General features: G+C 49.5%; 17 protein-coding genes. 6 read left to right on the top strand and 11 right to left on the bottom strand.

All coding sequences use genetic code 11. The features are described from left to right. From D829_RS0129340 to D829_RS0129320, 5 genes are all read right to left on the bottom strand, one after another. The coding region (locus tag D829_RS0129340) for a hypothetical protein (protein WP_017692486.1) at window positions 1-489 on the bottom strand (489 nt) is incomplete at its 3' end. 128 nt (window positions 490-617) lie between these two features. Further along, on the bottom strand, window positions 618-1,349 hold the full coding sequence (locus tag D829_RS0129335) for a sugar phosphate nucleotidyltransferase (RefSeq protein ID WP_017692485.1): 732 nt from the start codon (window positions 1,347-1,349) through the stop codon (window positions 618-620). After that, on the bottom strand, window positions 1,346-2,119 hold the full coding sequence (locus tag D829_RS0129330; RefSeq protein ID WP_017692484.1) for a glycosyltransferase family 2 protein: 774 nt from the start codon (window positions 2,117-2,119) through the stop codon (window positions 1,346-1,348). The genes D829_RS0129335 and D829_RS0129330 overlap by 4 nt, the downstream gene beginning before the upstream one ends. Further along, window positions 2,116-3,231, bottom strand: a complete 1,116-nt coding sequence (locus D829_RS0129325) for a glycosyltransferase family A protein (protein WP_241230836.1) — start codon at window positions 3,229-3,231, stop codon at window positions 2,116-2,118. The genes D829_RS0129330 and D829_RS0129325 overlap by 4 nt, the downstream gene beginning before the upstream one ends. Before the next feature lie 41 nt (window positions 3,232-3,272). Continuing rightward, window positions 3,273-4,229: a glycosyltransferase gene (locus tag D829_RS0129320; RefSeq protein ID WP_017692482.1), complete on the bottom strand. Its 957-nt coding sequence runs from the start codon at window positions 4,227-4,229 to the stop codon at window positions 3,273-3,275. Window positions 4,230-4,998: 769 nt separating this feature from the next. On the opposite strand from D829_RS0129320, the gene D829_RS0129315 reads away from it, so the two are divergent. Then, window positions 4,999-6,564 (top strand): M4 family metallopeptidase, encoded by a 1,566-nt coding sequence (locus D829_RS0129315; protein ID WP_017692481.1) that lies wholly within the window; start codon window positions 4,999-5,001, stop codon window positions 6,562-6,564. 174 nt (window positions 6,565-6,738) lie between these two features. Here the strand turns inward: D829_RS0129315 and D829_RS0129310 are convergent, their stop codons facing one another. Continuing rightward, window positions 6,739-12,006: a WIAG-tail domain gene (locus D829_RS0129310; RefSeq protein WP_017692480.1), complete on the bottom strand. Its 5,268-nt coding sequence runs from the start codon at window positions 12,004-12,006 to the stop codon at window positions 6,739-6,741. Window positions 12,007-12,521: 515 nt separating this feature from the next. Between D829_RS0129310 and D829_RS0129300 the strand changes: the two genes are divergently transcribed. Together D829_RS0129300 and asd are read left to right on the top strand one after the other, a co-directional pair. Further along, entirely contained in the window at window positions 12,522-13,652 is a 1,131-nt protein-coding gene (locus D829_RS0129300; protein ID WP_017692478.1) for a YheC/YheD family protein, read from the top strand. A gap of 85 nt (window positions 13,653-13,737) precedes the next feature. Further along, entirely contained in the window at window positions 13,738-14,529 is a 792-nt protein-coding gene (gene asd, locus D829_RS0129295; protein ID WP_017692477.1) for an archaetidylserine decarboxylase, read from the top strand. A 347-nt stretch (window positions 14,530-14,876) separates the two neighbouring features. Here asd and D829_RS0129285 read toward each other — a convergent pair whose 3' ends face one another. After that, the gene (locus D829_RS0129285) at window positions 14,877-15,662 is read right to left on the bottom strand and encodes an AraC family transcriptional regulator (protein ID WP_017692475.1); all 786 of its coding nucleotides are present in this window, start codon (window positions 15,660-15,662) and stop codon (window positions 14,877-14,879) included. Window positions 15,663-15,840: 178 nt separating this feature from the next. Next, on the bottom strand, window positions 15,841-17,325 hold the full coding sequence (locus tag D829_RS0129280) for a PLP-dependent aminotransferase family protein (protein WP_241230835.1): 1,485 nt from the start codon (window positions 17,323-17,325) through the stop codon (window positions 15,841-15,843). A 128-nt stretch (window positions 17,326-17,453) separates the two neighbouring features. On the opposite strand from D829_RS0129280, the gene D829_RS0129275 reads away from it, so the two are divergent. The 3 genes from D829_RS0129275 to D829_RS33935 all read left to right on the top strand — a co-directional run bounded on the left by D829_RS0129275 (window position 17,454) and on the right by D829_RS33935 (window position 19,893). Beyond that, entirely contained in the window at window positions 17,454-18,071 is a 618-nt protein-coding gene (locus tag D829_RS0129275) for a pyridoxamine 5'-phosphate oxidase family protein (RefSeq protein WP_017692473.1), read from the top strand. A gap of 178 nt (window positions 18,072-18,249) precedes the next feature. Next, window positions 18,250-19,548, top strand: coding sequence for an aminotransferase class I/II-fold pyridoxal phosphate-dependent enzyme (locus tag D829_RS0129270; RefSeq protein WP_017692472.1), 1,299 nt, complete (start codon window positions 18,250-18,252; stop codon window positions 19,546-19,548). 216 nt (window positions 19,549-19,764) lie between these two features. Next, window positions 19,765-19,893 carry a hypothetical protein gene (locus tag D829_RS33935; RefSeq protein ID WP_017692471.1) on the top strand — a complete coding sequence of 43 codons (129 nt, stop codon included), beginning with the start codon at window positions 19,765-19,767 and terminating at the stop codon, window positions 19,891-19,893. Between the two features lie 165 nt (window positions 19,894-20,058). Here D829_RS33935 and D829_RS0129260 read toward each other — a convergent pair whose 3' ends face one another. The 3 genes from D829_RS0129260 to D829_RS0129250 are packed head-to-tail and all read right to left on the bottom strand — an operon-like array spanning window position 20,059 to window position 23,432. Then, complete coding sequence (locus D829_RS0129260; protein ID WP_017692470.1) at window positions 20,059-21,276, bottom strand: ABC transporter permease; 1,218 nt, start codon at window positions 21,274-21,276, stop codon at window positions 20,059-20,061. A 2-nt stretch (window positions 21,277-21,278) separates the two neighbouring features. Beyond that, window positions 21,279-22,031 (bottom strand): ABC transporter ATP-binding protein, encoded by a 753-nt coding sequence (locus tag D829_RS0129255; RefSeq protein WP_017692469.1) that lies wholly within the window; start codon window positions 22,029-22,031, stop codon window positions 21,279-21,281. A 27-nt stretch (window positions 22,032-22,058) separates the two neighbouring features. After that, the gene (locus D829_RS0129250) at window positions 22,059-23,432 is read right to left on the bottom strand and encodes a DEAD/DEAH box helicase (protein ID WP_017692468.1); all 1,374 of its coding nucleotides are present in this window, start codon (window positions 23,430-23,432) and stop codon (window positions 22,059-22,061) included. Between the last annotated feature and the right edge of the window lie 157 nt (window positions 23,433-23,589).

The following is a 23,589-nucleotide window of genomic DNA, read 5'->3' as shown; positions in this document are numbered from 1 at the left end:
CGGGTGTGTCGCCTGGTGCGGGGCGGGGCCAGCACCGCTGGCAGGCATCGCCTGTGGCGTGCTGGCTTGCGGTGCTGGCAAGGGCGCACGGCGCATCGCCGTGCGCTGCTTGGCGCGGGCAGCGGCACGCCGGCCCCGCGCTGATGCAGGCCTGCGCCCAGCAGTGGCCCGGCGCAGGCCGGCTTTGCCTTTGCCGGTGCGGCTGGCTTTTGCCGCTTTGCTCGCGCTCGCACGGCCAGCTTTGCCTGCTCTGCCAACAGCACTGCCTGTGCTGCTCGCTTTCCTTGCACCGACCTTATGCGCTGCGCCGGCAGATGTACCTGCTTTGGTCAGGGTACTACGTTTCCCTGACTTCACACCTCTGACTCCAGCAGACCCTGTATCTGCTGCTGCCGGAGTGCCACTGCCCATAAATACGGCCGGGTGGATGCCCCGGGGTTTACCCGACACGGAGGCCCTAGCGGCCCCGGTGCGTGTCACTACTCTCACGCCATTCCCTCCTTTGGCATGCACGAGGATTGTCGCTGCGCAAAGCGCCGGAGCATCCTTCCAGCTCCGGCGCAGAGTGTTCTGCTCCCATGGGGCACCGCACAGCGGCAGCATCAGTCGCATATATTTTAGGGCAATTGTCCTTTCATACGGACAGCTGCTTCCTGGAGCGATTCAAATGTACCTGCATCACTCCAGTATTTCTGCAAAATGTCGTATTCCAGTCCGCCAGCAGACGCGTAGTGATTATTCACATCCGTAATTTCAAGTTCTCCACGCGTAGACGGCGCAATGTTGCGAATCAGGTTAAATACATGATCATCATACATGTATATGCCCGTCACACAATAAGAGGTTTTCGGCTGGCTTGGCTTCTCCTCAATGTACGAGATTCGCTCTGGATGCTTTGAATCAAAAACAGGCACCCCGTAACGTCGTGCATCATCCACCTCTTTGAGCAGAACTCGCGCTGTACCAGCAGGTTGCTGCATGTAACGGTCCACATAAGGCTTCAGATCATCGCTGAAGAGATTATCACCGAGAAGCACAACGAATTTTTCTCCAGGAAGGATAAAAGTGGTCGCCAGATCCAACGCTTCCGCAATCCCGCCTGCCTTTTCCTGAATGCGATAAGTCAACTTGACCCCATGATCCGCTCCGCCACCAAGATACTCTGTATATAACCCGGCGGAATGTTTGTTGATCACAATCAATAGTTCATCAATGCCTGCCTGGCGGAGCCTGTCGATGCCATACATAATCATCGGATGTTTACCGACTGGAAGCAGATGTTTGTTAATGAGCCGGGTCAGCGGATACAGTCTAGTTCCTGTTCCGCCGGCAAGAATTACACCTTTCATTCCACGTTCCCTCCTTCATCGGATATGTCCATATATTCAAGCGGATCGACATGCCATTTGTTCATAAAAATCGAACGATTACGCTCAAGCAGCTGTTTCCACGCTACCGGATCTGTCTTCTGGAAGCTGGCACTTCCCTGATGATGCACGAGAACATCTCCACATACCAGCAAGCGATATCCCTGCAATCTTGCTCTATAACAATAATCGTCATCCTCATAGTGTCCCGGAGAGTACGCCTCGTCAAGCAGTCCAACCGATTCCACGACATTTCGTTTTATCAGCATGCACAGACCGACGATCCGGCGTACTTCCCTCCACCTTGAAGAATCGGCAACATTATTGGAATCGGCTAACTCCTGAAAATGTTCCATGTCCCGAAATGCCAGTTCAATCTGCTGGATGCCGCTTGCATAATTCGTAACAGGCCCCGTGATCCCAATACTTTGATCACTGTACAGAGCCGTTCGCAGATTCTCCAGCCAACGGGGCGTGACCGTAACATCATTGTTCAGCAGCAATAACTCATCCCCGCAGGCTGCACGAAGTCCAGCGTTACACGCTGCCGGAAATCCCCGATTGTCCGGGAACCTTACAAATCGAATTCGCTCCAGCGCACAATATTCAGCCGTTCCATCCGTCGAACCGTTATCTACAACGATAATTTCATATGACGCAGGATCGCCAGAGTATTGACGTATGGCATCGATGCAGGGCCTGATCAGATCCAGCCCATTGTACGTTGGGATAATCATACTCGTCAGTGTCATCTGGCGTTCCTCCTGTAAGCCACTTCTGCACGGGAGAGCGTATGTGCCTGAGCTGGATTCCAACCTGTATCCAGCAATGTAGCCAGTGCCTCCAGATGATCTCCGATGATCAATCTGGCGACATCATTCCCACTTCCCGTGTTACCAGGACGCAATCGATTGGAACGAATAACATCCACCTGACTTGGTGCCGAGACGTTCATTCCATGCTGAATAGCTAGACTTTGTGCTTTAGGTGGAACGGCCAGTGATGCTGGCTTCACGGTCTGAATCATACGACGAGACAATGCATGAGGCACGGCTGTCATGGAATTGGAACCGAGATCTGCCCTGCCTAATGTACGGTTCAGATATGCTTTGATCCGGCTTACCTCATCCTGCCCTGCAAACGCAGGAAGCAAAGACGTCAGATTATTCAACGCCACATCCTGTCCCCGATCAACCGCGTACAGATAGGGTGCAAGCTGTTCAGCCGAGACGACCATATCTCCATCCACGAAGAGAACCGTCTCCGCATCCGTCATCTTGGCTCCAAGTGCCCGGCCCACATCATGTCCTGCCCGATCCGGTTCATAGACTACTGTAAGTCCCGGCTGCGTTAACACCTGTTTCAAACTGTCATCTGTCGTTCCATTCAGTACCACAATAATATCCGTCAGAGGCAACCGCTTTAGTTGCAATAACACCTGCCCCAGTGTGTGTTCCTCATTACAGGCACAGACAATGGCAGCAGCCGAATGACGAAGAGGTAGCGGTACGATCTGGAATGAATGTCCCGAGGCATGTGCATAACCCTGCATAAATGCCTTACCTGCGTTCAGGGCTAACTCGAAGTTGCTTAGCTCCGCAACGTTCGCCGCGTGTGCATTCCATACGAGACGTGCATGTTCTTCTGATACTGTGTTGTTTGCCTTTGCCTCGCTTCCTGCAACTTGCCCCGCTTTCCACATCAAGTGCAGATTTACTGGGCCAGACTTTGCTCGGCTTCTTCTTTTTTTTTGAATATCTACATGTTTCTTGTTCCTATGACGCTTGTTCATTACTGTTCTTCCTGCTGTCGTTGGTCTACTTGTTGTCCGCCTGCGGCGGACAACCCCTGAACGTCCCTTCATTTCCTCACCTCCAGCATGCTGCATCATCCGATGCGACATGCTTACCTCGCCAGGTTGCGAACACGTTGCAGATCGGTATAACCTCCGCGGGGACCGAGCGTATCCGTAATCCACTTAATCGCTGCCATATGATCATTCAGTACCACTTGACTTAGCAGATCAGGTCCGCTTCGCTTCTTGATTCGTACTGCATTCATTCTACCCACAGGTACGTGATGAACAGCGCGTACCCGAAGTCCGCCGATCACTGCCTTGGCTTGTGCAAGTGGCGGAACTTCCAGTGAGGATATCCCCATGACCTCAAGTCCTTTTCGGCTTATTGCATGTGGAATAGCTGTCATGGATGCCCCCCGGAGATCGGATCTTGCGAGTATGCTGTTCAACATGTGTTTGGCCTCCACTACCGGATGAACGGGATTATTAGTGACCGGGCCATGGTAGTCGTTAAGCGCCACATCCGTTCCCTTCAGCACAGCCTTCACGTAAGGCGCAAGGTGCTCTGCGGGAATCGCGATATCTGCATCAGTAAATAACAATACCTGACCGCGTGCCTCCGATGCGCCTACTTTTCGTCCTCCATCATGCCCCAGCGCTTCTGCATACGTGAGCACTCGTGCTCCAGCCCGTTTGGCTGCGTTAGCCGTACCGTCTGTTGAACCATTCACAATGACAAGCACTTCCGCATCACGGCATATCCGCAGCGCTTCACGTACAACTGCACCAATCGTTTTCTCCTCATTCATAGCAGGGATAATGACCGAGAGCACCGGTCCCTGAGAAACATCCCTGTGTGAAGGAGCATCACTCATGCCATTTTCCGCTCCATTCTCTACTCCATCCTTAGCCTGTGACATCAGCTGTCTGGACGGAATAACGAACGTATAGGCCTTTGTACCCTTTTTGTGTCCAGACTTCCATCTTCGTTTCTTCAGCACTTTTTTTCTTCGTGTCACATTGGATCGGGTTGCATAACGTGCTGTGGTACGGGTTTTGCGCAACAGTTTCACCTCCCGCATTCGATCATCGGCATGCCAAGGGAGTACACGTTATTCTATGTATTCGTGGAGCAGTGGAAACGGCGTTTGTCCTTGCAGTAAGCAGGTTCTCCCTGTGAACACGAGGGTACAGGCCTTGATTTTAGACAAAATACGTCAAATTATGTGAAAAACGCTACCTCTCCCCTACTTCAGACACAATTTTAGCAAAAATCTAAAATTGCATCTTTTCCAAAGTTTTACACTGTGATAATATACGTTCCAAGCAGTTTTATTTACAAAAATAACCTTGTTGTGAACATAAGTTCCCATTTATCTTTGTAGATCAATTTATTGACCTTAGGTTGATTAGATCATGACCTCATTCACAGAACCTGTTAAGCAGATCCATTTTACTCTTGAGAGGAGTGATGCCGTTCAGAACACACTGCCTTCGTCATTTACGCAAACCCGGATTGAACACCCCAGTTTTCCGTAAACGTATCTTCTACCTGCGCTATTGGACAACCCCCGGCTTTCTGAAAGAGGAACACAATAGACGATTAAACCTTCGGGCTGAACTGAATAAACGGTTATCCTTTTTGTTTGGTGTCGTGCTTAACACTTCCCGAGCTAAGGCCAAGCCGATTTTGTTCCAATCGTTTCTTGTCTCATTCCACGCTTCAGGTTCAGCCCCACGCTCCGCGCTGCCCAAGTTGCAGACGGAAATCCAACCGAGATAGGCATAAACATTTTCCAACAAAAAAATAATTTAAGAATGGGAGAGTTTACTATGAAATTCGCCAAAGTTATGCCAACAATTCTTGGAGGAGCTCTTTTGCTCGCTTCCGTATCCTCTGCTACTGCAGCTCCATTGTCTGATCAATCCATTCCATTTCAGGCCCCTTATGCCTCTGAGGAGGGTATTCCATTGAACAGTGGAACAGATGACACCATCTTTAATTACCTTGGACAACAGGAACAATTCCTGAATTCCGATGTAAAATCCCAACTCAAAATTGTCAAAAGAAACACAGATACATCTGGCGTAAGACACTTCCGCCTGAAACAGTATATTAAAGGTATCCCGGTTTATGGTGCAGAACAGACGGTCCACCTGGACAAAACCGGAGCCGTGAGCTCCGCACTTGGCGATCTTCCACCGATTGAAGAGCAGGCCATTCCGAATGATGGTGTAGCCGAGATCAGCGGAGAAGACGCGATCCGTATTGCAACCGAAGAAGCAACCTCCCGGATTGGAGAGCTTGGTGCCGCGGAAATCACACCTCAAGCTGAATTGAACATCTATCATCATGAAGAAGATGGTCAGACGTATCTGGTTTACATTACGGAAGTAAACGTACTGGAACCGGCCCCTCTACGGACCAAATATTTCATTAACGCAGTGGATGGCAGTATCGTATCCCAGTTTGACCTCATTAACTTTGCCACTGGAACAGGTACAGGCGTGCTTGGAGATACCAAAACCCTGACAACCACCCAATCCGGCAGTACCTTCCAACTGAAAGACACCACTCGCGGCAATGGCATCCAAACGTACACGGCGAACAATGGCTCCTCACTGCCTGGTACCTTGCTCACAGATTCGGATAATGTATGGACCGATCGTGCAGGTGTAGATGCCCACGCCCATGCAGCTGCTACGTATGATTTCTACAAAAACAAATTCAACCGTAACGGTATTAATGGTAACGGATTGTTGATCAGATCGACCGTTCACTACGGCTCCAATTACAATAACGCCTTCTGGAACGGGACACAGATAGTCTTTGGTGACGGAGACGGAACGACGTTCCGATCCCTGTCTGGTGATCTGGATGTTGTGGGTCATGAATTGACGCATGGTGTTATTGAATATACAGCCAATCTGGAATATCGCAATGAACCAGGTGCACTCAACGAAGCTTTCGCCGATATTTTCGGTAATACGATCCAAAGCAAAAACTGGCTGCTCGGTGATGATATCTACACACCTAACATTCCAGGAGATGCGCTACGCTCCCTCTCCAATCCTACGTTGTATGGTCAACCTGACAAATACAGCGATCGCTACACAGGCACACAGGACAACGGCGGTGTGCATACCAACAGTGGTATCATCAATAAAGCTTACTACCTTGCTGCTCAAGGCGGAACACATAATGGTGTGACTGTTACCGGAATCGGCCGAGATAAAGCGATCCAGATTTTCTACAGCACACTGGTGAATTACCTGACACCAACGTCCAAATTTGCCGCTGCCAAAACAGCTACCATTCAAGCTGCCAAAGATCTGTACGGAGCAACTTCGGCTGAAGCTACTGCTATTACCAAAGCGTATCAAGCTGTAGGCCTGTAAAATCTTATTTTAATTAATGTCGTTGAACTTATAAGTGTACTCATCCTAATGGTAAGGAAACGTTCAGACACCCCTCACCGTCCGAACGGATTAAGCCTAGATCAACCAAAAGCGGTGTCCCGGACAACTCTGGACACCGCTTTTGTCATTTGTATATTACGGATACTACCTGCACTATCCTTGCGAAGGTCCCGCAGCAATCCATGACAACAACCCGTACGTATGCTTGCAATCTGCTGTACGTGACACTTCAAGTACAGCTTCGTCCTCACTCTGCGAGAGCAGGGAAATCTGGAATCCCCGATCATTGCTCATGCCCACAATCACATAATGTTCTGAAGCAAATGATTCTTCAAAAACAACGGTTACCTCTGTGCATACTTCACTCTCTGGCAGTACAAAAGCTTCCATCCCGAATTGTTGTACAACCGGTTGTTTACTTACGCTGCGAACGGGCTGGAATGCCAGATGTTTGGCCTGAACTGCACCCGATTGCAACTGGTTGCTGCCCACGGCATCATCACACAGATGCTCCTGTGTAATCGATTGAGGGTCCGGTGTGTACTGCAATTGAACAACAGGTTCTGGTGCCTCTTCGACTGAACCACCAGGCGTCAGAGATGTAACATCCGGTGCAAGTTCTGTAGGTTGTTCAATCGATTGTTCTACATATAATTCAACGCCAGCTTGTGACTCTTGCTGATCATGTGGGTTTTGCAGTTCAAGTTGCTCCTGCAGCTCAAGCCCATCCGTTTGAGGATTTGTTGTCTCCGTACTCCAATCCATTCCGAAGATGGATTCATTCTCTAGTCCAACCGACTGCATTAATTGCTGGACCTCCAGCAAGGCTTCTTGCCTTTTGATCTCAGCCAGCTGCTCCAGCGTTTCTCCACTAACCTGACGAATGGCATTCCAGATCTCTTCACTTAAATGCTCGGTACCCACAATTCCCGCGTTCAGATGACTTGAAGTTATACTCTGCTCACTCAGTTTGCTGCCGTTCACGCTGCCATCGGCCAATTTGGCACTTGTGACGGACCCATTTTGTAGATGAACCCCGCTTACTGCTTCCTCTTCCAGATGAGTTGTGCGAATACTGCGTTCTTGAATATGATCAGCAATAATGGTTCCATCCTGAATATGACGAGTTTGCACACTTTTGTCTGCTATGTGGATAGCCGATACCGCACCTTCGAGCAATTTATTACCGTTCACACTGCCGTCAGCCATTTTGGCACTTGTTATGGAACCATTGTGCAGGTGAATCGCACTTACCGATTCCGCTTTGAGGTGGGAGATCCCAATGCTTCGCTCTTGAATATGGTCAGCATGTATGGCTTTCTCTTGGATATGACGGGATTGTACACTTCCATTGGCAATATGGACATCCGACACCGCATCTTCAAGCAGTTTGTCGCTGCTCACACTGCCATCCGCCAGTTTGGCACTCGTTACAGATTCATTTTGCAGATGAACCGCACTTATTGCTTCCTCCTCCAGATGAGACGCACCAATGCTATGCTCCTGAATATGACCAGCAAGGATTGCTCCTGCCTGGATATGGCGAGTTTGCACACTTTCCGACGCGATATGGCTCCCCAATACAGTATCTTCGAGCAATTTGCTGCCGCTAATGCTACTGTCAGCCAATTTGGCACTTGTGACGGACCCATTTTGCAGATGAACCGCACTTACTGCTTCCTCTTCCAGATGGGCTGTGCCTATGCTTCGCTCCTGAATATGACCAGCATGAATAGCTCCTGCCTGAATATGCCCGGATTGCACACTTTCCGATGCGATATGAACCCCGGATACCGTACCTTCGAGTAACTTGCTGCCAGTTATACTGCCATCCGCCAGTTTGGCACTCGTTACAGATCCATTTTGCAAATGAATGGCACTTACCGACTCCTCTTCCAAATGTGCTGTGCCGATGCTCCGCTCTTGAATATGATCAGCATGGATGGCTCCTGCCTGAATCTTACTGGATTGCACACTATCGTCTGCAATGTGGATATCTGATACTGCTCCTTCGAGCAACTTGCTGCCGGTTACACTGCCGTCGGCCAACTTGGTACTTGTTACAGATCCATTTTGCAGATGAATGGCACTTACGGCTTCCTGTTCCAAGTGAAGCATGCCAATGCTGTGCTCCTGAATATGGTCAGAAAGGATTACTCCTGCCTGGATATGGCGGGGTTGCACACTTTCAGAAGCGATATGGATTCCCGACACCGCATCTTCGATCAACTTGCTGCCGGTTACACTGCCGTCGGCCAGTTTGGCACTGATGACAGACCCATTTTGCAGGTGAATCGCACTTACTGCTTCCTCCTCCAGATGGATTGTGCCGATGCTCCGCTCCTGAATATGGTCAGCATGAATGGCCCCTGCCTGAATATGCCCAGTTTGCACACTTTCGGACGCAATATGAACCCCCGATACGGTTCCTTCAAGCAATTTGCTGCCGTTGATACTGCCATCCGCCAGTTTGGCACTTGTTACAGATCCATTTTGCAAATGAACCGCACTTACAGAGTCCTCATCCAGATGAACTGAGCCAATACTGCACTCTTGAATATGATCAGCAAGGATTGCGCCTTCTTGGATATGACGGGTTTGCACACTTTCATTGGCAATGTGAGTAGCCGATACGCTTTCTGCGGCTAATTTGCTGCCATCCACACTACCCGTTGCTAGTTTGGAGCGTGTTACAGATTCATCCTGCAAAATAATCGTACTTACCGCTTCTTCTTCCAGATGAGATGTTCCGATGCTGCGTTCATGGATATGATGAGGAAGAATTTCACCATCTTGAATATGACGGGAATGCACAGCTCCTTGCTGTAGGTGAACAGCACTTGTCGACTCTGCCTGAAGATGCAAACCACTGATCAAACCTGGCTGAAGGTGGGCCGCTGTAATGGATAAAGGTGCCAGATGGTCTGTTTCGACAGATCCGGGTGCCAAGTGATGCGATGTTACCACCTGTTCAGCAATATGCTCCTCATGAATGATGTCTGGCTTCAGATGCTGTGAGCTCACTACTTGAGTTCCCAAATGGTCAGATTTCACGCTGCCTTCAGCTAGATGGACGGATTGTACAACGGATGGCTGCAAGTGCTCGCTACCTACAGCAGCCTGTTGTAGTTCTGTCCCCGATACCGAGTCTGCTGTCAAATGGTCCGCACTCACGGACCCATGCCGAAGTTTGTTGCCCGTAATACTGCCATCAGCGAATAATTCCGGTGAGCGTATTTCTTCCGACAAATGTTCCAGGGAAACGGCATGCTGCTTCAAGTGATACCCGCGAATCGTTCCTGCTGGAATATGTTTGGCGTTAATACTTTCTGCCATAATTTTGGAAAAAGTCACGCTCCCGTCTGCCAGTTTAGCTGACGTAACAGCAAAATCCGCCAGTTTATCTGTGGCAACACTCTCTGGTGAGAGCTTCGGGGAGGTAACCGCATGATCTGTTAGATGAGGCGGAAAAATGGACCCGCCAGCCAACTGGGATGAGGTTATACTACCAGGAGCCAATTTGTCTGTTGTGACCGCCGCCCGTGCAATCGCATCCGTTTCAACACTGCCTGGTTGAAGATGAGGTGCCCCTACGGCATGTTCTGTCAGGTGATCTGATTTCACTGCATAAGGTCTCAGGGCCTCGGAACCCACACTCCCTGGAGCCAGATGAGTACCAGTGACTCCACCACTCGCAAGATGCGAGGATATAACACTTCCCGGGGCAAGTGCTCTGCTACTTACCGATGCCGTTCCAAGCTTTTCTGTTGTCACACTTCCATCCGCGAGTTTAACGTCTGTAACGGCAGCATCCTGCAATTCATACGTACCCACGGCCGACTCTGCAAGATGCCGCTCACACACCACGTCGTCTGCGAGAGCATCTCCGGACACACTTCCGGCAGATAGATGAGTTGCCTCGATGCTTCCACTTGCAATGTGAATGGAGTGAATTGCAGAATTGTCCACATGTACCGTTGTGATTCCCCGATTCGCAATGTGTTCCGCACGAATGGACCCTTTGGCAAGATGTTTACCTTGTACGGCTTCATCCGCAATTTTGGAAGAAATGACGCTCTGATCAGAGATCTTGGATGCCGTAATGGACTGCTCCAGCAATTTTGCTGTTCCCACAGACTGGTCTGCCAGTTTGCTGCTGGTTACTGCACCTTCCGTCAAATGCTCACTGCCCACTTCTCCATTGCCAATCTGCTCCTTGCCAACGGAATGAGCGCGAATCTGGCTTGAACCGATTGAACCGTCCAGTAGATGCCTTCCACTTAGTGAACCCTCAGCTAAATGTCTTGTTTGTATGGATCCATCCTCTATCTGGTCACTTCCAATACTGCCATTTAATAGTTGTGAACGACCGACAGACCCTTCTGCCAGATGTGTCTGTTTAACAGCACCTGCCTGAATATGGTGAGACTCAATGGAGTGTTCTTCGATTTTGCTGCCTGTGACAGCAGCTTCACGAATTTTGGATGTAGTCACTGCATCATCAGCCAGTTTGGAGGTATTCACAGCTCCTCCCGTGAGATGCCTTGTATCCACGCCGCTAATCGCGATCTTATCTCCAGTTACGGCATGATTCTTGATTAATTCTTCCGTTATCAGCATGCGACTGAGATGTCTTGTACTGATGGAACCGTCGGCAATTTTGGCCGAATCGATGACCTGGTTGCCAAGCTTCTGAGAAGTAATACTGCCATCTCTGATTTTCTCACCTGCAATAGAAGCATTTCGTATTTTGTGACCAGACACAGAGCCGTCAATCAGGTGCTCCTCAGATACAGACGCTTCCGCAAGTTTCGCAGAAACAATGGCCCCGTCTGCAATGTGAATGCTGGTCACCGCGTAATCCTGCAATGCTTCACTGCCGACCGCATCCGGTTTCAGCTTGGAGGCATCCACAGAGAAAGGAGCCAACTTGCTCTCCGTAACAGCAAATTCACTCAAGTCGTCCGTGTAGATGTAGTGTCCGGTATGACCCGGCATCTGGTTCTGGTTCAGGATCTGCAGCCGGTCCTTGCTTGCTATCTCCTGCTTGTTGATGTCCTGCTCTTCTTCCAGAGCAGGCGGAGCCACACTGCTAACCTGAATCTGCTTTTCCGAGCTATCTTGTGTCTCGACTTCCTTGCGATCAGACTCTACGGGTTCCGGCTTGATTTCGGCTTCGATCTCTAGCTCTTCCAGCTCGTTTGTTGAAGCAGGTAGCTCCATTGAGTCGAATAGGAATTCTTCCGACTCCTGAACAGCCCTCGAACCCCTTTTATTGGTATTCAAGCGTTCTTCCCTATTCACAGTGAAACCTGAGTTCATCTTGTCTGCCCGGCGATCAGTCAGTTCCAATTCCTTGTATTTCGGGCTCACATGCCGCAGTTTCGGCGTCGGAACCTTCTTTTTGCCATTTTTACTCATGCAGCTTGCTCCTTCCTCTAACGTTCGTCTCCGGCATCATATGCTTCCATATGGGCATCTGCCACTTCATTTATGACTTTTGCGGATTCCAGAGCACGAATGTACAGGCGTCAAGACAGGAAGGTTCGATGATCTTCGTGGAAATAGGCGTGTCAGGGCTGCAGAGGAAAGGCTGCTGTCCACGCCCCCGTCCCAGTCATGTCATAGAATATTATATCTAGGTCGTGTCTGAAAACTCGCTGAAGTGCATCTTTCACCGTCTTTTCGCCCCCTGCTGTGTCACTTTCCCTTGACGTGCCCCGGCACGCCTGCGGAAAACTTCCTTGCTTGGAACGAAAATTCGGCAAAACCTGCTTCCTTCGGAGTTTTAGACACGCCCTGAGCAAGCACTAGTGCTTGGCGATGCATCTTACACACCGGTCTGCGTTATCGCGATGTCTGAGCCATGCGGTGACAGGCCGGCATTCCATGAATGGACGATCCATGGTCGCGATAACATTGAAGGAGGAACGGTCATGCTCCAAGAAACGATCGGCATTATGTTCGATTCACGCATGTACCGGGGGATACCGGCCGGAAGGACCGGTCAGGAATCACTCGCGAATTATGATCAGGCAGCGGCCAGTTATGGATTAACTCCCTGCTTTTTAAGGCTGGAAGATATCGATTCGGATCAAAAAACATGTCTTGCCTATGTAAAAAAAGAAGGCAGATATGTTCGCGAGCGCATGCCACTGCCCTCCGTCATTCATAACCGCTCACTCCAGCTTCGCCGGACGGAACAGCATCAGATCACCAAGCTGATGTTGCAGGGTATTCAGGTATTCAACGTTCGCAACCGGTACCGTAAAGATCACATTCATGACATGCTTCATCAGGACCTCGCCTTGCGAGAACACCTGCCCCGTGCAGTTAAAGCTACGCCAGAGTCTCTGGCCTATATGATGGAACAATATGATGACCTCGTTATCAAACCATGCAGCGGCAGCATCGGTCATGGTATTATGCGAGTCTTTGAGCGAGATGGACAGTGGAAACTAACCTGTGAGACAAAGGCTGCACGCAAAGGGTGGGCTACCTTCCGATTGAGCAAAGGACAGCTTCCTTCCTCCACCCTAAGGCGGATCTTTCGCCATGCCTACCTCATTGAAGAGCGTATCCCACTGGTACGTTATGAGGGCAGGCCGGTAGATTTGCGGGTATCTGTACAACGGGGCGGCGATGGTCTTTGGGGAATAACAGGCATGTTTGCCAAAGCGGCTCCTGCCCATACGTTTGTCAGCAATATCGCCCAGGGCGGTAAAGTCATGAAGCTCGCAGAGGCCCTTGGATTAGGGGAATCTGGCTTCGACCTGGCTCGACTGGAACACAGAATCGGACTCGTTGCACTTCGAATTGCCCACAACCTGGCCGCCAGTCTGCCACATCTGGCTGATCTGGGTCTTGATCTCGGGATAACGCGCAGCGGCCAGATCTATTTTATTGAATGCAATGGACGGGATCAGCGTTACGGTTTTCGCAAGGCGGGAATGTCGGAACACTGGAAGGCAACGTACAGCAAACCGATGGCTTATGGGCGTCTGCTGCTGGAACAGAATTCCAGAATTCCGAGACAACCGCAGACATACGATAGGAGACTATATTGATTTCGTGTGCATTCTGTGTCAATATTATGCAGAACGGCCGGTCTTGCCGGCCTTGAAGTTCGCATTAACCCTAAGGGGGATATTCATGGCAAAAACGCTGTTGCGATTAATGACCGAGCTTTCTTCGCGCAAATGGATCTCCCGGACCGTGGGAGCCTTCTCCAAAAGCCGGGGAAGCAAGGCATTTATCCCTTATTTTGTCCGGACCTACGACATCCCTGTTCAGGAGGCCGAGAAAGACTGGAAGGAATACCGTTCACTGAACGATTTCTTTACCCGCAAATTAAAGCCGGGCATGCGCCCGTTGGAACTTTCAGAGCATGCACTGATCAGCCCGGTAGATGCCAAGATTACGGCAGCCGGTCCAATATCTGCAGGGACACTCCTGAATGTTAAGGGACAAAATTATACACTTGCTGAACTATTAAACCATTCTCCCCATCTGGAGAAGTACAAGCACGGGTACGGGTTCGTCCTCTATCTCAGCCCTCGCGACTATCACCGCATTCATGCACCTGTCAGCGGCCGCAAAATAGAGAGCGAACACATCAAGGGCAAAGTTTATCCCGTGAATGACTTTGGCCTGACCCATATGAGATCCGTGCTTAGTCGAAACGAACGGCTCATTACGTATATCGCACACGATTACGGTGAAGTGGCGGTTGTCAAAGTGGGTGCGATGAACGTGAGTAGCATACAGTATGCTAGCGCGGACACAAGTACCTGGTCACAAGGCGATGATCTGGCCTATTTTGAATTCGGTTCCACGGTTGTTCTGCTAACGCAGAGTGGTACATTCGAACCGAAGCCAGGCTTACAACCAGGCGATTCGGTCAAAATGGGCGCATTGCTTGGTCGCTTAAAACCAAAGAACTAGTTGGTCCATATGCAAATAAAGAGGATGGCGCAGCACCTGTAACCAGGTATTGCGCCATCCTCTTTATGCCTTCATATTCATCCATGTATACATGCAATACGAAGCTTCGCTCCGTCGTTATTGGTCTGCTGAGTTCTCCTCAAAACCACACATCTTGCAAGTCCTCTGCCGGTTTGAAGCGACGCAGACGGTTCCGGAAAATATTGCATCCCTTCGTAGAGCATCCCCGGTTGCGGACCCGACGTTTTCCGTTCATCACAAGTTCCCCCTTTTGGTCATCTGGAATGCTAGATAATTACCCTTGCGTTCCAGACTTGAAACGGTTTCCTGTTCTTCTCATCAGAATTTTAACGAATCTCGGACGGGCTTTTGCCGGTATACTGCTTGAACTGACGACTGAAGAAGAAAATATCCCGGTAGCCCAGAGCATCCGCCACTTCGGTCACATTCATGCCGGTATGCACCAGCAGATGTTCCGCCCGTTCAATACGCATGCGGATAATATAAGATTGCACCGATGATCCCACCAGTTCCTTGAACTTGATCGAGAAGTATCGGGGCGATAAACCAGCCCGGGCAGCCAGATCTTCCACCCGATGCGTAATCCCCGGATGCTGACGCACATAATTGGCGACCTCCTGGATCACATCGGATAACTGGTTGCTTACCTTTTTCTCCACAGGTTCTTCCGTATCGACGCGCAGCAAAAGAATCATCAATTGCTTCAGAATTAATCGACTCTCTTCATCACGTCCGTACACATCCGATAAGAACAGTCTTACATAACGTGCCAGCAAATGCTCAAACTCCACCGTTTCCTGTACCTCACGATAGGACTGAGGAACATCAGCAACAGGCACGTCCACATCAAAATGAATATACGTAAGTACCAACGGTTTTTGCTTATTATGTGTTGCAGTAGGATGATCGCCTGGCCTGAACAAAAAACAACTACCCTTGCCAACTTCATACGACTGGTCATTCAGTACAAGCGTTCCTTCACCACTCCATACATAAAATAAATCATAGTTTTGCATCGGTTTTTCCCGTTTCTGCCACTTCCAGCCCGGTTCACATACAATTTTGGCGACAGCGGGCAAAATAACAAATGATGACGGCGATGCCTGCAGCATGTCGCCACTCCCCCTTGATAGTTAATCTCTCTGCATATGGCATCCTTCTGATCTGAATCTCACTTCTTCAATCCAGGCCATATGTATTTCAGTATCTTGCATGATTAAATACAACTTGCTCATATATGATCTCTGCTCCTACAGGAGCGAAATGTCTTATCCCATTATACAGCGGAATTCACCGAAACGAAAATGTGCACTTCTCCCAGGCTAGCCGCATTCGCCGGATTCCCTCTGTCATCTCTTCTTTCTCCAGATGTGCAAAAGCAAAGCAGGCCGACGGATGACCTGAAGTCAGCCGATATCGCTCTGCATCACGAAACAGTATGCCATCCTCCTCAGCAAGCTTTTTAAATCGCTGATAACTGTCCACATCGCCATTCCAGGTAGCGTAGATATGCAGTCCTGCATCACCAAGCTGCATCTTGAATGCTTCCGGCAACTGTAGTTCCATCTCTCGGACAAAAAAATCATGCCGTTCCCCGTATAACCGGGTTAACCGTCGTAAGTGCCTCAGGTAACCTCCTCGGGTCATAAACTTTGCCAGTGCACGCTGCTCTAACAGCGCCGGAGGTACCGGTTCATACAGCGCCTTGGCGGCAAGGAGAGGTTCTACCAGACCAGGTGGCAGTACGGCATAGCCAAGTCGGAACGAAGCAACCATCGTTTGTGAGAATGAACCGACATAGATGACGCGCTGTTCACGATCAAGCACTTTGAGGGGTTCAATCGGTCTTCCACCCCATCGGAATTCACTGTCATAATCATCTTCAATGATGACCGCATTCCGCTTCGAGGCCCACGCAAGCAAGGCACGTCTTCTGTCCAATCCCAGCACGGCCCCTGTTGGAAACTGCCTGGTAGGGGTGACAAATAACGTCTGTGCCTCCCAAGGCTGAGGAATAATGCCTGCGGCATCCACCTCTGCCGGGATTATGGATCCCCCACAGGACTTGACGGCATGGGCAATGCCCGGATACCCCGGATTCTCCAATACAACCGCTGCCCCCTCTGCGATCAGCAGCTGGGATAGAAGGGTGATGCCTTGCATTGAACCACTGAACAATACAATCTGAGAGGGTTCAGCCTGGATACCACGTGTCCATCTGAGATGGGAGGCGATGGCCTCACGCAGTTCCGGATCACCGGCTACACCGCTCGATTCTCGCCAACCACTGCGATGAACCGCAGCGAGTGCACTCTTCCACTCCCCTAACGGGAAATGTTCTGCAGGCATGCGCTGCATTTGAAAATTAATGACAGACGCCTTCGGTGAAGACATCTGAGTCCGCAGTACTTCATGTTGCGTATTCAACATATGTACTCGTTCGCCCCAGGGAGACAGCTTGAGAACGGCTTCCTGTTTTTCATTTTCCTGAGTGGATAATGTTTCGGTTACAAAGGTTCCTCTTCCCCGATGTGCATGGACATAACCATCCGCAAGCAGCATATCGTATACCTGAGCTACCGAACCACGTGACATCTCATATTGCCTTGCCAACTCACGGGTGGAAGGAAGCCTCGTGCCTCCCACCAATGTACCTGCATGAATGGCATCACGTAACGCATGGTACAATGCCTCATACTTGTATCGATGCTGAAGTTCATAGGTATCCATCGGCAGCCACAATTCCATCATGCACCTCTCTTCATTTGTCTTCATCCGTGATCCCCGATTAATTGGCCTACTAAAGTGAATGTAAATTGGATCTATTTCATTGTCAATGTATGAACTATGGTTATCCATAAGATATGGCGATCTATTATACATTCAATGATGGGGGAATACACATGAGACGGAAAGAATTCACAGTAGATGAAGAACAGGAAATTACCGCATTTCTGGATCAGTGCTCCTTTGGGTTTCTGGGAACGGTCAGCCCGGATGGACAACCACGGGTTACACCGCTGAATTTCGTATATATGGACGGTTGCTTTTATTTCCACGGCAGTCTGGCTGGTGAGAAGATGAAACAGATCAAACAGGATTCGTCGGTCAGTTTCACGGTAGCTGAAGAGTTCTCCCTGATTCCATCCTATTTCAGTGATCCTGAGTTGGCTTGTCCGGCGACTTCTTTCTTCAAAAGTGTTATGGCCTTCGGTCAGGCTGAACCGGTTAAAGATCTGGACATCAAAGGTAAGGTACTGCAACGATTCATGGAGAAACTCCAGCCGCAAGGCGGATATGTACCCATTGACGCTACTGACTCGCGTTACACAGGTAACCTCAAAGCTGTAGCCGTAGTCCGAATTAGTCCTGAACGGATCAGCGCCAAGTTTAAATTTGGACAAAATTGGTCTATTGAACGCCTGGATCATATCCGTGGTGAACTGGAACAGCGTAATGAGGGACGCGATGCCGAAACTGCTGAAATGATGCGGAAATACTGTCCATTTCATCAGCAATAAGTTTCATTTCTTGAGGATTACTCCAAGGTTGAATTCAACGATAACCCACCCGAAAACCCTATGCAACAACGCGGTAAAGCGATATAACTGTCATATTGCGTAATTTCCGTGACGGGGGCATGTCAAGGTGATATAATGTTAGGCAGTTGAATCACAAAGACTTGGAAGGATGAAAAGAATGAATCCACTGGCTGAACAGTTGAACGAAAGTATTCAGACAGGCAGCAGTCACGTCTACTCCATGCTGTCACAGCTTGGCAAAGAAATTTATTTTCCTAAAGAGGGGATCTTGAGTCAATCTGCTGAAGCAGCAAGCTTGGCCAAGACCCATAATGCCACGATTGGTATCGCCCTGGAGGGTGGTGTGCCGATGCACCTTCAGGTTATTCAGGAGAAGCTGTCTGCATTCCAGCCAAAGGATCTGTATCCTTACGCTCCACCTGCAGGCAAACCTGAATTGCGGACCGTCTGGAGAGACAAGATGCTGAAGGAAACGCCTTCCCTGGAAGGCAAAACGTTTGGTAATCCGATTGTAACCAATGCATTAACCCATGGACTAAGTATCGTAGCCGACCTGTTCGCCGATGAAGGAGACGCTGTCATATATCCGGATAAAAACTGGGAAAATTACGAGCTGACCTTCGGAATTCGTCGTCATGGCCAGTTGGTTCATTATCCCCTGTTCGATGATCAGTTGAACTTCAACAGTGATGGTCTGCTTCAGGCTTTGCTTGATCAAAAGGACAAAGGTAAAGCGATCGTTCTGCTCAACTTCCCGAATAACCCTACAGGTTATACGCCTGGAGCCGAAGAAGCAGATGCAATTGTGAACACGATTCGTCAGGCAGCTGAAGCCGGCGTTAACGTGGTTGCTGTAACAGATGATGCGTACTTCGGGCTGTTCTTCGAAGATTCCATTCATGAATCCCTGTTTGGCAAACTTGCCAACATTCATCCACGTGTGTTGACCATAAAAGTGGATGGTGCAACCAAGGAAGAGTTCGTATGGGGCTTCCGCGTTGGATTCATTACGTATGCCCATGAAGATGCAGCCGTCCTGCATGCATTGGAACAAAAAACACTCGGTATTATCCGGGCAACGATCTCCAGTGGCCCGCATCCTTCCCAGACTTTTGTACTGGATGCGCTCAAAGCACCGGAGTTTGAAGCACAGAAACAGGAGAAGTTCGAGATTATGAAAGGCCGCGCCAATAAGGTAAAAGTCATTCTCGATAGCGGCAAGTATGGAGATGCATGGGACTATTATCCGTTCAACTCCGGTTACTTCATGTGCCTGAAGCTGAAAGAAGTTGGCGCTGAAGCACTTCGAAGCCATTTGCTGCATAAATATGGTGTGGGTACAATCGCGCTGGGTGAATCGGATCTTCGAATCGCCTTCTCCTGTATTGAAGAATCCGGATTGGAAGATCTGTATGAAACCATCTATCGTGGAGTTCAGGATCTGCGGACGACTTAGTTAACACAGACCTGTACCCTGAATGATATAAGAACCCTTTGTATAATGGCGACGTTTCATGTCTCTGGATATACGAAGGGTTCTTTGTGCTTTATCAGCCCAAAAGCTTTAATTTCTAGCTTTACCGGGCATCGGCCCAATCAGCCTAACCCCCCGGCACATAATATACGATGTACGCAAGGGCGTGCCAAACAACCACTTGAAAGGGGAATGACCATGTCTGGAGTTGAAGATACAAGAGGCGGTTATGGATGCGGCGGTTACGGCGGAGGGTTTACAAACACAGGTGCCATTCTCGTTCTGTTCATCTTGCTCGTGATTATCACTAAATCGTTCCTCTGTTAGTACCATTACACACTTGCGCGAGAACCAAGTGATCTGAGTACAACATGAAGACGGGTATTCCGAGACATAGCTCGGAATACCCGTCTTTGTTGGTTGAATAATAACCACCGTCCAACTCGAACCACCATCTTGGCTGGCGAGAGGTACATAGGTACGATCAATTGTTTACTCGTCTTCTTCTTCCTTCAACCACTTGTTGCCTTGCGAACGCCGCATGATCACAATCACCAGTATACCCAAAATAAGCGCTACTCCGGTGACAGTCAGTCCACTTGCTCCTGCAGCCAGCATAGGCAACCACATGAGTAACGCAGCCAGTGCATGTAGATGGAATATGAATCCCAACACCTGAGAACGACGACTCTCACCCGAGATTGGATAGATCATGATCCAGAACGATTCACTATGACTGCGACGTAGCGCACCTAACTGAACACCTGCAAGCAACAGGAAGAACAGATACACACCTACACCAAAGTAGCTGCCTGCTGTCCACCAGGATAGTAACATGCCCAGTACAACTAGGCGTACCACAATTGAGAACACTTCGGTTCGAATAAACGTTTTGGTAATCAGATAACGGTAAGCTTTCCCCGCATTCCAGGGAAGAGCGTTCCCCCATTTGCTAAGCCAGCGACGAGAACTTACTTTCTGTCCGGATGAAGACACATCCACGAACCAGCCGAGCGTCCGCATAACTCTGCCAGCCTGCCCCTGCTCCACCTGAATTAGTCGTTCCCACGCTACCCGATGTTTCACTGGTATACGCAAGGCGACGATATAGACAACAGCCAGCAACAACAGGAACCATACGCTCCGCTGCGGTGGTTGCCATAGCCAGGCGCCAACCGCCAGCACTGCCAGAGCCCAACGCAAGAGACGATATCCTCTTGATGCCCCGACCTGAACCATTCTTAGCTCTTGCCATGCTCCATAACTGGACAGCCCTTTCCACAGCAACAGGAACACGATGAACCAGCCAAATGGCCGTGCATCCAGATCTGCTCTAACATAGAGTGGCCACAGTGTAACAAACACAAACAGCAAACCCAGACTTTTATAGATGATGCCCCGGGCAAAGCTGTTCTTCAAATAATCCTGCATCCGGTATTCCTGTGGTCGCAGGAACACGATATCTGCCGGAAGCAGATATGTACGATAACTGCTAAACAGCACTAGCGGTGCCAGCAGCAACAATGCAATCCAGCGAATCGGAAATTCAGCCGGAATGTTCTGGACAAACGATGTATACCAGGCGGAGAACGCAATGACCAGAAACAAAAAGACCATAGCTACACCGCTCTGGATCACATAACCCAGATAAGGAAGAATTCCGTTCCAGAATCCTGTGCGTCTTTGCTTCCATAGTAGCTTGAGATCCATGCTCAATCCCTGCCTTGTACGAGGGAATAGAACATGTGCTCCAGCGTGGCATCCGATTCCCCGAATTGAGTGCGCAATTCATTCAGCGTCCCTTGAGCAATGACTTGCCCACGGTGCAGAACGATAAAACGGTCACAGTAATTTTCAATCGTGGACAGAATGTGTGAACTGAGCAGGATGGATGATCCTGAAGCTTTCATCTCCAGCATAAAATCAAGCAAGGAGCGAATACCCAGCGGGTCCAGCCCCAGGAAAGGCTCATCAATGATGTACAGTGGTGGTCCTGCCACAAAAGCACACATGATCATGACCTTTTGCCGCATCCCCTTGGACAGGTGAGTCGACAGACTTGTACTTTTCTCATTCATACGGAACAGTTCCAGCAGTTTCTCCGTACGTTGTTTGAAATCAGCCTCCGACACATTGTACGCTCTTGCCGTAAACTCCAGATGCTCCATCACCGTCATCTCATCATACAGTTCGGGTGATTCCGGTACAAATGCCATGGCCGATTGGTAGATCTGCGCATCCTCGTCCCGCTTCTTGCCCATCACTCGCACTTCGCCCTGTTGAGGTGTCATCAAGCCGAGGATATGTTTCATGGTTGTACTTTTGCCAGCACCGTTTAAGCCGATTAGTCCGACCATCTCTCCACGTCCAACTTCCAGATCGATGCCGTGAAGGACCGGCCGTTTGGCACTATAACCTCCGCTTAGCCCGCTGATTTGCAGAACAGGCGATTGAACGTTTTCCATCTATCCCTGCACCCCTTTCGTCAGATTCTATTCTTCGGAGCGTGGCGTTTTGTCTTTACTCCACTTGGGTGCTCCTTTGTTTTTACGATCCTGGTCGCGCTCCGTGCGGCCTGTATTGCCCGTTGGTTTGCTACCTGCTGGACGCGAATTGGAGATTGTAGCTCTGGTTCCACCATTACGATTGCCCTGACCTGGTTTGCGATCTCTGGATTGTCCTGGTTTTCTGGAGAAGGAATGTCCCTCAGGCCGCGTGTCCGGACGCGGGTCAGCCTCTAGTACTTTACCGCCAAAGAGTACACGTTCTGACAGTTCGATCCCGAGTTCGCGTGCGAATTTACGCATAATGAAAATCTGTGTTTCGTCCACAATGGACAATACAATACCCGAGCGCCCCATCCGGCCTGTACGGCCTGCACGGTGAACATAGTGCTCCGAGTCAAATGCAGGGTCATAGTTAATGACCATTGGCAATCCTTCGATATCCAGTCCTCTGGCAGCGACTTCGCTGGCAATCAGCAACTGAAGTTTGCCATTACGGAAGGCAGACAATACGTTACTGCGGGTCACTTTGTCAGCATCGCCATACAGCGCAGCTGCGGACAAGCCCAGATGGTTCATTTTCGCTTCCACTTCACCAATATCCTCTGTTGCATTCACAAATACGATTGCCCGATCCGGGTTGTACTGTCTAACCAAACGACGCAGCATGTCAATTTTGTTGCGGTTCTCTTCTACAAAATAAAAATGCTCAAGGCCCGCAGCCGTAGCACGGTCCGGTTCAATCCCGATCTGAACAGGCTCTTTCATCTCACGCTTCGCGAGTCCAGCCGTATGCTCATCAATGGTTGCTGACAGGAAGATCAGCTGACGGTCCCGCAGTGCGCTCTTCAGAACAAAGTTCACGTCACTTACGCCGCCAAGTTGGAACACTTGGTCCGCTTCATCGATAACAATCGTAGAGACATTGTGCATTTTCAGTTTTTTGAGTGTAATCAATTCCTTCAGTCGTCCCGGTGTACCTACAACCAATTGTGGATGCTCACGCAGCTTCTCGATCTGACGTTTAGCCGCTGCGCCACCAATCAGTCCCAATACGCCGATCTTACGTTCTTCCGCATAACGCTGCGCTTCACGTACAATTTGCATCGCCAGCTCTTGCGTAGGTGCAATAATGAGTTTCTGCGTGCCTTTGATATCCATTTTGATGGATTGTAACAGTGGCAGCAGATATGCCAGCGTTTTCCCTGTTCCCGTCTGGGATTTGGATACGACATCTCGGCCTTCCAAAATAACCGGGATCGTCTGAGCCTGTACAGGTGAAGGTTCGTTAATGCCATGTTTCGCCAAAACGGCCTCCAGATCCTGTTCCACGCCAATTGAAGCAAATGTTTGATTCGTCATGTATGTCCATCCTTTTAATTTATTCATTTTGATGCTAGCCTTGCTTGTACGGATATAAACCGAAGCCTGTCATCACATTACCTTTCATTATATGCGAAAAAAGCCCGTGAACCAAATCTAATTCAGGAATTGTCCATTTACACGCAAAAAAAAGAAA

Origin of the sequence: Paenibacillus sp. PAMC 26794 (genome assembly GCF_000316035.1) — a bacterium.
GTDB lineage: Bacteria > Bacillota > Bacilli > Paenibacillales > Paenibacillaceae > Paenibacillus.
Note: the sequence above shows the minus strand (reverse complement) of the source record. Positions and strands in the feature narration are given on the sequence as shown.